Raw genomic sequence first — 12,280 nt, 5'->3', positions numbered from 1 at the left:
CCTAAGTTAATGCTGAGCAAGAAACACTACATTAACCTATTTACGTCATATGAAACAGATTATTTACCATCATTTACATCCAGCCAATGGTACCGTATCTATCAAGTTGTTCGAATTTTTTGAAGGAACTTTAAATCGTTTGTAAAACTGAAACTTACAGCTTAACTTCTTGTTCTATCTCATACAGCTCTTCGGAAACTTCTAACATTCTGCGTTCAACCAGTAACTTAGCATCTTCAACACCCTTGTTATAGTAAATTGGCCCTAGTTTTTCTGTAATAAAATCAATTAGAAACTCACTATCGAACTGGCCAATTTCAACATCTAGCTCGTCTTGCATGTAATCTTGAATAGCGGTGGCCAGCGCCTCTTTTTGTGCGCGTTCTAGCTTTATCATTTTTTCCCTTTCAAATTTTTGTTCAACTTCTGCTTCTTTCGTGTTGTTCTATTAAAGATTAGACACGGTCATTTGTGAGAAATTTGGTGTTTAGATCAAGAAGTTGCCGAAGTAAATTAGTCTATTCTCAAAAGACTATGCTAACCTTTTGCAGTTCGTTTTGTAATTATTAAGGGATATTCTTTGCTACTCGACCTAGTTATTCAAAGTGTTAATGATTTTCAAGACGACTGTCTTAAGCTGTGTGAAAAGCATTACCCTGCGGTGCATAACCAAGGCATGAGTGAGCATCATCTTGGTCTCGCGTTTTCAAGAAGGATGGAACATACTTTTCGTCACTTTGGATACAACTGCGTGATAAAGCCAATCGAAGTGTTGGATTCTCCAGACCTTCCCCATCACTATCGAATTTCATCCGACATTGGCACTGTCTGGGTTCTGAGTCACCATATGGTCAGTGCCGGAAAATCTTGCCGGGAAAACTTACTCTCATCAATTACGGAATGGCAGAGTGAATATGGCTATGCCTTACAGCCTAATGACCTACTCTTTTTGGTTTGCGATCATTGGATAAGTCGCAGCAAAACGAGCCGAGAATTACTTCATTGGTGGATGGGTGAACTACCCGATCAGATCAACGAATACACAGAACAAGGAATCACACTGTACACCAGCGAGTCGCAACTCACGCAATCTTTGGACACTCGATTCGGTATTAGCCCTTGTTACATTAAGTTTGGGCATCCTTTACGGCGTTCGAACAAACAGCAGTTAGTCAGAAAATATTTGCAGTTGTATGCCGTACTGCAATGGTAGCATCAAATTGAAGTGCTGAGATTATCAATTATTTCATCAATTTGTTTGATATCACTCGACAAAACTACCCATCCATTACCATCGTTCTTGCTTGAGTTAATGAGCACACTTAGATTCATTGCCAATGAAATAGAAAAATTAGCGCGATAACGCTGATGTTGAGACATTGATTTAGGTTGTGGTAACAATGATGAGCATCTCGCAACTACTTAGTTGCATCCGGAAACAAGCCGACGGGCAGTATATTGCGAAATACGCGAACTTCACTCTCCGCAGTGTCTTTCAACCCATATATAAGAACGATATTTCTATCGTTGGCCTTGAAGCACTGGTAAGAATTAGCAATGCCAATGGCACCATGGTTAGGCCAGATCAGTTTTTCCAATCCAAAGCGACTCCCACTCAAGATTTGCTCAATGTTGAACGCTTAAGTCGCCTAATCCATATCAAAAATTTCTCTCAGTCTCGCTTTCACACAAAACAATTGTTTCTCAATGTATTACCGGTAGCGGCAGAGATACTAGTCAAAGACATCACGTATAACCGACTGCTAAAACAAACCATTTATGAATCGCATTTGATGAATGAACAAATCGTCATGGAGTTACTTGAATTGAAGGTGGAGGATGAACTCTCTTTGTCGCAAGCAGCTCGTGAATTAAGCCAAGGCGGGTTTAAATTGGCGATCGACGATTATGGCGTCAATGCATCGACAACTGAGCGAGTGAGAAGCGTTTGCCCAGATATAATCAAGATGGATCGCTCTTTATTGCTAAGGTATGAAAACGGTGATTTTAAAGCGCTTAACGATGCATTATCACTCGCAAAAGCGTTATGCTCTAAAACCGTTATCGAAGGAATTGAAACCGAGCATCAACTTCGCTTAATGAAAAAGCTCGGTTTCGATATGTATCAAGGGTACCTACTTGCTATCCCCCAAACGTTAGACGTCTATGAAGAGGCAAAAACAGCCTGACTATGTAAGAACAAAAGTTTGCGCGGTTTAGCGAGAGCTACGTGATTTACCACGATTCTTATGAATCGCCAATTTTGCTTTTAGCTTACGCTTCTCAGATGAACGACTACGACGACGCCCACCCCCATTTTGTTCAGGCTCAACTTCTTCTACAAGACTTGGTTCGAAACCTGCCAGCCATTCTTGGGGTAAGCGTTGATCAAGCAGGTTCTCGATAGCTTGCAACAAGTACTCCTCATCTCTACTCATCAGAGAAACCGCCAAACCTGACTTTCCTGCTCTTCCAGTGCGGCCAATTCGATGGACATAATCTTCTGCTTTGAATGGCATATCAAAGTTCACGACTTGTTCTAGCTCTTGAATATCTAACCCTCGTGCTGCCACATCGGTTGCAATCAAAGCACGTACCTTACCTTGTTTAAATTCATCCAAAGCTCTTTGGCGGGCACCCTGTGATTTATCACCGTTGATAGAAACCGCTTTGATGCCATCTAACTTGAGCTCTTTCGCTAACTCATCACTGCCTTGCTTCGTTTTTGTAAATACAAGCACTTGCTGCCAATTCCGCGAGCCAATTAAGTACGCTAGCAATTCACGTTTCCGTTTTTTATCCACTGGATAAACCATTTGTGTTACCGTTTCAGCAGTCGTATTTGCTGGTGAAACTTCGACTTCAACTGGCGATTCCATGAGTTTATACGCAATAGTTTTGATTCGCTTCTCAAATGTCGCAGAGAACAATAGGATCTGTTTCTCAGCAGGCAAACGTCGGAAGATGCGCTGCAAGTCAGGCCAAAATCCCATATCTAACATACGGTCGGCTTCGTCTAACACGAGCATACCGGTTTTAGAGATGTTTACGTTACCATTAAACAGGTGATCCAAAAGGCGGCCTGGCGTGGCAATCAAAATATCAGCGCCCTCTTCTAACTTTCTCTTTTGTACGCCAATGCTTGTACCACCATAAACACACACGATGCGAAGTTCTGTTTCTGCCGAGTACTGATTCAAATTATCAAATACCTGCTGTGCAAGCTCGCGTGTTGGAACCAAAATCAATGCTCGAGGTGTGCCATTAAGTTTCTTTTGCTGAACGGTTTGTATGATAGGTAAACCAAACGCAGCCGTTTTTCCCGTACCAGTTTGTGCAGCAGCAAGTAAGTTTTTTCCTGCAAGGACGTGTGGAATTGACTTTTCTTGCACTGGTGTTGGCGTCACGATATTTAGATTGCCTAGCGTCTCGATTAGCTTTTGTTCGATGCCTAAATCAGCAAAATTAACAGACATGTGTAACCTCATTATTTTTGGAGCGCAGAGTTTACCAGAGCCCCTAAAGCCATACTACTTTTCTATCTCATTGAGTTGAGTCATTAAGCTGTTGCTGAAAATCATACGACTGGCGCAAAACATCTCGATAAAGTGACGAGAACTTCTCTTCTAATTCGGTGTAATCACTTTCAATCACTTTAAATGTTGTGGTTAAGTCTGCCATTCTAGGACTTCTTTGCGACATCCGATGTAGTGCAAATTCTATATTGTCTAGATCTTGATAGGATTGAAGCCATCGGCCATGCCACATTCTGCTGTGGAGCACCAAAAAACGTGGCGGCAAATGTTCATGAACCTCTCGGTTTACTCTCTCGTATGCCGTTTTTACAAAGTGTTCGAGAGACACGGAATGAAAGTCGTTCCAGTGTTTTGCGAGGCAATGATCCCAAAACATATCTAAAGCGATAGGTGCAAAACGTCTCGCAACACCAGTGAAATGAGGCTTACATTCGTTGACGATTGGATGATGGTCAGTAATACGGTCAACAAATCTATGTAATCTGATGCCATTTGAGATATCGCGATCATACAGCTTGCTTGGATCTCCTTTTACGAAGTCTCCAAGCAAGTTTCCCAATAAATGGCTGTTACTGTGTTCTGCGATATGCAGGTGGGCTAGAAAGTTCATTCGACGCCAGTTTTGGCCTCTAGGGCTTGGTGTGACATGAACCTAGTATAACGTCAATTACGACGAGATGAGAGTGTTCCGCTATTCGGCTTCGTTGTCTGAGCCAACGTATTCCGACAAGATAATGCCAATTTCAAGCGCATCTAGCAGCTCTAGGCTCTCATCGTTTTGGTATTGGTCGCTCATTGTGACCTCCTTTATTTTAAGCTCTCTTGCTTTTACTTGCTGACGGCCTGACTCTTGCCATATCCACATCAGCAACTCCTTTTTATAGTCTTTATATGACACATTCATGACAGCGAGAAGTAAAGATTTAAAAACCTATGAGCATAATCAAAAGTAAACGATTGCAATTAAGTTTCATATCCGCTTAACACTTTAGAGAAATGACTCTTTTATCAACATTCATGTCAATTTAAAGATATAACATACTGTTATAGGCGTCCTTAGATCTCATTTCTTAAACTAAATTTAGTATTCGTTACATATTTTGCTGATTAACTTCGCATATTTTGTTTCGATATAGCAATAGATTTGGTCAATATCTTTTATCTCTAATGGAGCTTTAAATGAGAGAAGTTGAGTTTAGAACGATAGACAGGCTGTTTATCAAGATGTCTATCAACGACAAAATGTGGGTGATATTCCTACTGTTTTTAGTAGCCCTCACTTCAGTGGCTGGAAGCCGCTACTTCAATGAAATACAACAATTTGAGCAGCAAGCCATCTCGGCGAGCGAAGCGAAGCTTTCTGGTATCGTTGATGCTCAATCAAACCGCGCTACAGAAATTGACGGCGTATCGAAATCGAACCGCGTAAGCGAGAGTTCTTTTGTCGATGGGTCTGTGACCGCTTATGCCAAGTTGCATTCTGGAGAAGTGATTAAGCTGACTCAAAATGTGTCCACACAATACGAATCGTTAAAATCATCAGCTCTATCGTCACTATTACTCAGCTTCTTATGGGGTATTCCTTTTGCCCTATTCTCTTACTGGGTGGCAACGTTTATCGGAGGAGCTCTGTGGGTTTTATATACAACAACCGAAAAAATTGGTGACGGTGACTTAACCTCTCGCCTTGGTTTCCATCCAGGTCGAGATGAATTCGGTACCATCGGCTGTGCGCTAGACAAGTCTATGGATACCTTAAGTGAACTGGTTAATAGTGTTAAAAATAATGCAACGATGTTGAGCGAGACATCTTCTGCATTCGAAAAAGATATGCAGTTGAGTGAAACCCAGATATCTCATCAATATCAAACGCTTGATTCAGTCGCGACGGCAATGGAAGAAATGACAGCCTCTGCAAAGGAGGTATCAAGTATTTCTCAACAAGCAACGACGCAGTCAGACCAAGATGCCCAGAAGATCGAACTAAGCAGAAGCCGTGTACAAAACGTGATTGGCGAGATAGAGACGTTATCTAGCTATATTGAACAAGCCTCTACGTCAGTAACCAATTTAAACGAGAATACGACGCAGATTAATGACGTGATCACAACGATTAACGCCATTTCAGAACAAACTAACCTGTTGGCACTAAACGCAGCAATCGAAGCAGCCCGTGCTGGTGAACAAGGTCGTGGATTTGCAGTGGTTGCCGATGAAGTACGTACATTAGCAAGCAGAACTCAACAGGCAACAGTAGAGATCCAAGCCATGATTGAGAAGCTTCAAATAGAGAGTCAGAACATTGCTTCAATCACCAACCGAACCGTTCAGCAAGCTCAAACCAGCAGCCAGCTTATTGATGAAATCGGCCATGATGTTACCTCTATTGCCGAGTCAGCACGCTCATTAATGGACATGAGCATTCAGATTTCCACATCTGCTGAAGAACAAAGCGCAGTTGCTAACGATATTGCATCGGAACTTTCAGAAATTCGTAGTCAATCAAGCACAATCAGAGAAGTGGCGGAGCAATCTACCGCTGGCGTCGCTAATCTCACGCAAGCCTCCGTTTCTCTTGGTGAGATATTACAACGCTACCGCACCGCATAACGTTGTGGAACTTATGATCAACAAGGGCTCCTTAGGGAGCCCTTTTCTTTAAACCGTGTTCAACTATTACCTTCGATATTTTCTACGACATCCAAGTGGATATTTGAAGTGAATCTCAAGTTCTCGCTGTACCCGATGAAATAATGTTCTTAAACAGAGCGTTCCGCTATGCTTGATCTTGCCAATTCCAATTTGCTGCTGGAAAACAATATGAATAATTACAAAGACACAAAAGACACAAAAGACATAGAGAACCTGAATTGCCCACTCTGCCAAGGAGATGAATATCTCATTTCATCGGATGGCGAGAAATTCACATGCGCTGCTTGCGGATTTCATACAAAAAACTTCTCATCTATCCAATGTCTACATCAAACGCCTTACCTACAGTCTAAACTTAAGCACATCCACAGCTTAAGTCCGGTTTGCCATTAATAGGTCAAACAGAGCAGCCACACAGCTGCTCTTTTAATTCATCTAAATGATGGATGCGAATTACACGCTCGTCATCAACACGATTGATAGCTTCACCATTAAATAACTGCACCGTTTTGATACCGGCGTTTAGTCCCGCCTCGACTCCTTTAGGCGTGTCATCAATATAAAGACAGTCACTTGGTAAAAAGCCCATGCTCATAGCACTGTACATGATTAAATCGGGCTCAGGCTTCCAACTATTCGCATCGAATGCCGAGAACACTTTGCCTCGGAAAGCATCGAGTAAACCGGTTAACTCCAAAGCGTATTCAATTTTATCTTTAGGTCCATTAGACGCCACACAATATTCGATATTATGCGAATCCAAAAACTGAATTAATCGTTTTGCGCCATCCATTGGCTGTAAGTGACGCACAAAAAGAGACTGGACTTCTTCTCGGTATTGCGGCTCTAAAACATCAATTGGAACTTTGATATCTTTCAATTCTTTAGTATCTAAAAGGATGTCAGCGAGCTTTCCTCCTTTAAAGTGAGAAACGCACTCTTCCATCGTTAACTCAGCCCCATGCTGGTTAAATACATTGACGAGCGCTTGGCAACACAGTCTTTCGCTGTCGACCAACGTACCATCACAGTCAAATATCACGCACTTAATATTGGTAATTGCCATAGCCATCTCCAGACGTCTTAAAGGCTCAAGCCCAAGCTGATTTTAAGAATGTTTGGATTAATCTTATTTGAGTTTGGGATTGTTGAAACGACGAGCTTGGCATTTCATGGAAATAGAAGGGAGCAATTACAGTTTTTCTAAGCAAGATCACCCAACGTCATCTTGCTTTACTTTTTATGCACATTGATGTGTAAGTTAGTTTTCGATAACCACTGAGTCTAACAGTTTTTGCTCGGTGCTTAGTCTTTTAGCCAGATCAGCCACAAACGAGCTTTTGTATTTTGATTCAGAAACAGCAACATCAGAGATGAGTGTATTTCCTTCGAGATGGCTAACAATAGCAGCACCAATTGGGACTCCAGATTTAAAACCAACATATAATTCAAAATCTGGCGTGAGGATAATCTGTGTCAGATATTCAATGATCATATCTTTATCATACTGCTGTTCCCAGCGCTGAGATTGCAAGATAGAGAACATAATGGTCAGTCGATGAAAATCGACCAGAAAAATATCGTCGAGGTTAAATTCAGAGTCACTTTCCAGTAGTGTGTCTTTGTCGACTACTTGATACGTTGCTTTTTCTAGCGTTTTGAAATAGACATCGCGCCCTTTCAAACTCTCTGGTGTCGGAAATTCAACTTCGACCAGATCATACAGCCATGTATTTTTACGCTCGATACTGGCTAACTGTTGTTCATTCATCTTGATACCTTCGTTTAGAGCAGTACATTAGCATGAAGCCCGCAACAAACCTAGCGCACATAGACCTTTCCGTGGCTAAATTTTGTTTTAGGTGCAAACCTCTGATAGATTTCATCAATATCTTTCCTAGTTAAGGACAAAAATAATGAAAAAGATGCTGTTAAGTGCATTGCTTGCTACTACTCTAGTTGGTTGTTCAGATAACGATGTTGCTGACGTGGGGCTCGGTTGGTTTACTTTGAAAGACATCAAAGTCGGTGAGTTGAAAGACGAGGTGGTAACAGGTGTCACATGTCACATCGCCTCTATCGAAGCGGATTTCAGCTTAGCAGATCCAAGTGATAGCTCAATATCATGTCGTCAGACTGGCGAAATCACACCGGAAATGATTGCAAAAATAGATAAGAGTAAGTCCGGTGAAATTGTATTTAAGAAGTCAAAAAGCATTTTCTTCAAAACAATGAAGGTTCGCCGTATTTATGATGCCGATAACCAAACCTTACTCTACTTGTCTTATACAACAAAAGAGACCGATGGTAGTTTTAAGCATAGCCTTTCGACAGTCCCACTTTGGGGTACCAAGGCTTACGTTGAGCCAACTGAAGTGAAAAAGTAACGCGGGTAAATTTAGTTAGCGCGGAGCAGGCTCTTTCCGGGCGCTGCTGAGCAACAAGTTTAAAAACAACCCATTGCAATACGACAAGCGTCATAAATTGCAGCTGCTTTGGTTGCTATTTACTCAGCTCGCTGATTTTTTCAGCGAGCTGACTTCTTTGTAATAAATCGCCACGATTTTCATTTTTTTGTGATACAATCCCGCCTCTTTTTTTTTCTCACTCAAGAACAAGCATGAAGTTTCCTGGTCAGCGTAAATCTAAACACTACTTCCCAACTCACGCTCGAGATCCATTAGTAAACCAAATCCGACAGGCACCTAAGCTATATCGCCCAACTATTGTTGGTGTCGGTCAAACCATTGTAGATATCGAAGCACGTGTAGATGACGCGTTTTTAGAGAAATACAACCTGAGTAAAGGACATTCGCTCGTTCTTGAAGAAAGCAAAGCAGATGCACTTTACGAAGAACTGGTTGAGCAAGGCCTGATCACACACCAATACCCAGGTGACACTATTGGCAATACTCTTCACAACTACTCAGTTTTAGCCGACAGCAAATCCGTTTTGCTCGGTGTGATGTCTAAGAACATTCAAGTCGGTTCTTTTGCTTATCGCTACCTTTGTCGTACGTCTTCACGCATGAACCTTAACCATTTACAAACGGTAGATGGCCCTATTGGTCGCTGCTACACCCTAATTTCTCAAGACGGTGAGCGTACATTTGCTATCAACGAAGGTCATATGAATCAACTACTTCCGGAAAGCATTCCTGAAGAGATCTTTGAGAAAGCATCAGCCCTGGTTGTTTCTTCTTACCTAATGCGTGGTAAAGAAGAAGATCCAATGCCTAAAGCGGTACAAAGAGCGATCGACTTTGCTAAGAAGCACGATGTCCCTGTTGTACTTACGTTAGGGACGAAGTACGTTATCGAAGGTAACGCACAGTGGTGGCAAGAATACATTCGCGAAAACATTTCTGTTGTCGCTATGAATGAAGAAGAAGGTGCGGCGCTAACAGGTGAAACAGAGCCGCTAGCAGCTGCTGATAAAGCACTTGAATGGGTTGATCTCGTACTTTGTACGGCAGGACCAAATGGTCTGTACATGGCTGGTTACACCGACGAGAAAGTAAAACGAGAAACCACACACGACATCCTTGAAAGCTCCCTCGAAGCCTTTAACCAGTACGAGTTTAGTCGTGCGATGCGTAAAGAAGACTGTCAAAACCCAATGAAGGTCTACTCTCACATCGGCCCTTACCTTGGTGGACCATTAGAGATTAAGAACACTAATGGTGCAGGTGATGCAGCCCTTTCAGCCTTACTGCATGACATGGCAGCAAACTCTTTCCACCAAAAAGAAGTGCCTAACTCAGAAAAGCACGAAGTACGATGCTTAACCTACTCCTCTCTTTCTCAGATTTGTAAATACGCAAACCGAGTAAGCTATGAAGTGTTGACGCAGCACTCTCCTCGCCTATCGCGAGCGCTTCCTGAACGAGAAGATAGCTTAGAAGAGACTTATTGGGATCGTTAAAACGACAGCTTTAAAGCTGAAAATATATCAAGGTCACCATTTGGTGGCCTTTTTGTTTTTGTCTAGCACTGTAACGAGTAGATTTTGTTAGTATGTCGCACAATACGAAGCAGTAAACTCTTTACAAGCCTAACCGAAACAGTACCATCACCAAGCAGACCTTTGCCTCACAATAATACTCGTTATAACTCAGGTAGTTTTTCAACGCTACCTGAGTACCACTTTGGGGATTCTCCATGCAGTCAGATATCGAAATTTGCCGAAAAACACCACTTTCTTCTATTGATGTTATCGCGGAAAAAGTAGGACTATCACCCGAAGAGTATGACACTCACGGGAAGCACAAAGCCAAAGTCCACCCAAAATGTTTGGAACGACTCAAAGCAAATGATGACGGTAAACTTGTACTCGTCACTGCGATCACGCCGACTCCTCTTGGCGAAGGAAAAACCGTTACGACGATAGGCCTGGCGCAAGGTTTAGCAAAGCTTAATCAATCTGTTATTGCATGTATAAGGCAACCTTCGATGGGACCCGTCTTCGGTATTAAAGGTGGCGCAGCGGGCGGCGGTTATTCTCAAGTAGCTCCAATGGAAGAGTTAAACTTACACCTTACTGGTGACATTCACGCAGTGACAGCGGCGCACAACCTTGCTTCAGCCGCTCTTGACGCTCGCTTGTTCCATGAGCAACGCGAGGGTTATGATGCCTTTGAATCACGCACCGGGTTAAGAGCACTTAAAATCGACACGGCAAGTATTACTTGGAAACGAGTGATGGACCATAATGATCGTGCACTACGTAAAGTCAAAATTGGCCTCAATGATGCAGGAAAAACCATCAATGGTTTCGAGCGTGACGAAGGGTTCGATATTTCAGCTGCTTCCGAGTTAATGGCTATAATTGCACTAGCCAAAGATTTAAAAGATTTACGTCAACGTATTGGGAAAATTGTCGTAGCGTACGATTTGAACGGAAACCCCGTCACTACGGAAGATCTACAAGTTGCAGGAGCAATGGCAGTAACACTAAAAGAGGCGATTGCACCAACACTGATGCAAACTCTAGAAGGTGTTCCTACGTTGATCCATGCAGGTCCATTTGCAAACATCGCCCATGGAAATTCATCCATTATCGCGGACGATATTGCGCTAAAACTGTCAGGTTACACGGTAACTGAAGCCGGTTTTGGTTCGGATATGGGATTTGAGAAAGCGTGTAACATTAAAGCTGCTGCCGCCAACAAAGCCCCGGACTGTGTAGTGATCGTAGCAACATTACGCGGCCTCAAAGCGAATTCTGGACACTACGATTTACGCCCAGGTATGGCTATTCCAGATTCCATTTTTAATCCGGACCAAGCAGCATTGGAGGCTGGGTTTGAAAATTTAAAATGGCACATAAATAACGTTCATAAATACGGTTTACCTGCTGTCGTTGCCATTAACCAGTTTCCACAAGATTGTGTGAAAGAGCTTAAAGCTCTTGAAGAGCTGATTCACCAATTTAATCCCGAAGTTAAAGTAGCCATCAGCACCGCTTTTTCGCAAGGCGGACAAGGCGCAACGGAACTAGCTCAACATGTTATTGATGCGTGTACCACGCCTGTAGAGTTTTGTCCGTTATACAACAAAGAGCAATCATTACTCGAAAAGCTCATGGCAGTATGTGAAGCGGGCTATGGAGCAACCAATATAGAAATGACTCCTATCGCGACTGAACAGCTCAAACATTTTGAGCAATTAGGCTTTAACAACTTAGCGGTTTGCATCGCGAAGACACCACTATCGATAACCACAGACTCCGCAGTCAAAGGCGCACCAACTGGTTTTACCGTCCCAATCCGCGAGCTGCGCTTGTGTGCGGGCGCAGGATTCGTTTATGCATTATCTGGTACCGTGATGACGATGCCAGGCTTACCTGATAAACCCGCATTTATGAACTTAGATCTTGATGATGAAGGAAATATCGTCGGTCTCTCTTAGTGCAGTGATAACGTATCGCTATCAGTGAAGTGAGCATATTCATTGAGTGAGTGGTCTACTTACCTATCCACTCACTCACTCTCAACAACTGTGAAAAGAGTTGTCTCAGGCCTTCTACTCTTGAATTGTTGATACAAAGCTCTCCTGCCTTACATCAACGCGCCTGTTTTAGACCTTTAGAG

13 protein-coding genes are annotated in these 12,280 nt (G+C 42.6%); 7 read left to right on the top strand and 6 right to left on the bottom strand.

The features are described 5' to 3' along the window. Positions 1-154 precede the first annotated feature (154 nt). The gene (locus tag R7Q39_RS05210) at positions 155-397 is read right to left on the bottom strand and encodes a DUF2164 domain-containing protein (protein ID WP_005390155.1); all 243 of its coding nucleotides are present in this window, start codon (positions 395-397) and stop codon (positions 155-157) included. A 183-nt stretch (positions 398-580) separates the two neighbouring features. Between R7Q39_RS05210 and R7Q39_RS05205 the strand changes: the two genes are divergently transcribed. After that, complete coding sequence (locus R7Q39_RS05205) at positions 581-1,213, top strand: hypothetical protein (RefSeq protein WP_005376385.1); 633 nt, start codon at positions 581-583, stop codon at positions 1,211-1,213. Positions 1,214-1,400: 187 nt separating this feature from the next. Continuing rightward, positions 1,401-2,189, top strand: a complete 789-nt coding sequence (locus R7Q39_RS05200; protein ID WP_017820946.1) for an EAL domain-containing protein — start codon at positions 1,401-1,403, stop codon at positions 2,187-2,189. 27 nt (positions 2,190-2,216) lie between these two features. Here the strand turns inward: R7Q39_RS05200 and R7Q39_RS05195 are convergent, their stop codons facing one another. From R7Q39_RS05195 to R7Q39_RS05185, 3 genes are all read right to left on the bottom strand, one after another. Further along, the gene (locus R7Q39_RS05195; protein WP_318075847.1) at positions 2,217-3,476 is read right to left on the bottom strand and encodes a DEAD/DEAH box helicase; all 1,260 of its coding nucleotides are present in this window, start codon (positions 3,474-3,476) and stop codon (positions 2,217-2,219) included. A 67-nt stretch (positions 3,477-3,543) separates the two neighbouring features. Next, positions 3,544-4,146 carry an ACP phosphodiesterase gene (locus tag R7Q39_RS05190; protein ID WP_053303599.1) on the bottom strand — a complete coding sequence of 201 codons (603 nt, stop codon included), beginning with the start codon at positions 4,144-4,146 and terminating at the stop codon, positions 3,544-3,546. A gap of 81 nt (positions 4,147-4,227) precedes the next feature. Further along, complete coding sequence (locus R7Q39_RS05185) at positions 4,228-4,401, bottom strand: hypothetical protein (RefSeq protein ID WP_005376381.1); 174 nt, start codon at positions 4,399-4,401, stop codon at positions 4,228-4,230. A 314-nt stretch (positions 4,402-4,715) separates the two neighbouring features. Here R7Q39_RS05185 and R7Q39_RS05180 point away from each other — a divergent pair, with 314 nt between their 5' ends. Next, on the top strand, positions 4,716-6,146 hold the full coding sequence (locus R7Q39_RS05180; protein ID WP_213967991.1) for a methyl-accepting chemotaxis protein: 1,431 nt from the start codon (positions 4,716-4,718) through the stop codon (positions 6,144-6,146). A gap of 210 nt (positions 6,147-6,356) precedes the next feature. Beyond that, positions 6,357-6,581 (top strand): hypothetical protein, encoded by a 225-nt coding sequence (locus R7Q39_RS05175; protein ID WP_318075846.1) that lies wholly within the window; start codon positions 6,357-6,359, stop codon positions 6,579-6,581. Positions 6,582-6,585: 4 nt separating this feature from the next. Here R7Q39_RS05175 and R7Q39_RS05170 read toward each other — a convergent pair whose 3' ends face one another. Together R7Q39_RS05170 and R7Q39_RS05165 are read right to left on the bottom strand one after the other, a co-directional pair. After that, positions 6,586-7,254: an HAD-IA family hydrolase gene (locus R7Q39_RS05170; RefSeq protein WP_047103569.1), complete on the bottom strand. Its 669-nt coding sequence runs from the start codon at positions 7,252-7,254 to the stop codon at positions 6,586-6,588. Positions 7,255-7,449: 195 nt separating this feature from the next. Continuing rightward, a complete protein-coding gene (locus R7Q39_RS05165; RefSeq protein ID WP_213965241.1) occupies positions 7,450-7,959 on the bottom strand; it encodes a flavodoxin in 510 nt (169 codons plus the stop codon). Positions 7,960-8,104: 145 nt separating this feature from the next. On the opposite strand from R7Q39_RS05165, the gene R7Q39_RS05160 reads away from it, so the two are divergent. From R7Q39_RS05160 to R7Q39_RS05150, 3 genes are all read left to right on the top strand, one after another. Further along, positions 8,105-8,575, top strand: coding sequence for a CreA family protein (locus tag R7Q39_RS05160; RefSeq protein ID WP_005397614.1), 471 nt, complete (start codon positions 8,105-8,107; stop codon positions 8,573-8,575). A 233-nt stretch (positions 8,576-8,808) separates the two neighbouring features. Next, complete coding sequence (locus R7Q39_RS05155) at positions 8,809-10,113, top strand: inosine/guanosine kinase (protein WP_005376376.1); 1,305 nt, start codon at positions 8,809-8,811, stop codon at positions 10,111-10,113. A 236-nt stretch (positions 10,114-10,349) separates the two neighbouring features. Then, complete coding sequence (locus R7Q39_RS05150; RefSeq protein ID WP_054730044.1) at positions 10,350-12,098, top strand: formate--tetrahydrofolate ligase; 1,749 nt, start codon at positions 10,350-10,352, stop codon at positions 12,096-12,098. Positions 12,099-12,280 lie beyond the last annotated feature (182 nt).

It is taken from the genome of Vibrio sp. 947 (assembly GCF_033339115.1).
GTDB classification, from domain to species: Bacteria; Pseudomonadota; Gammaproteobacteria; order Enterobacterales; family Vibrionaceae; genus Vibrio; species Vibrio alginolyticus.
The sequence above is the reverse complement of the archived record's forward strand: the minus strand, read 5'-3'. Positions and strand labels throughout refer to the sequence as shown.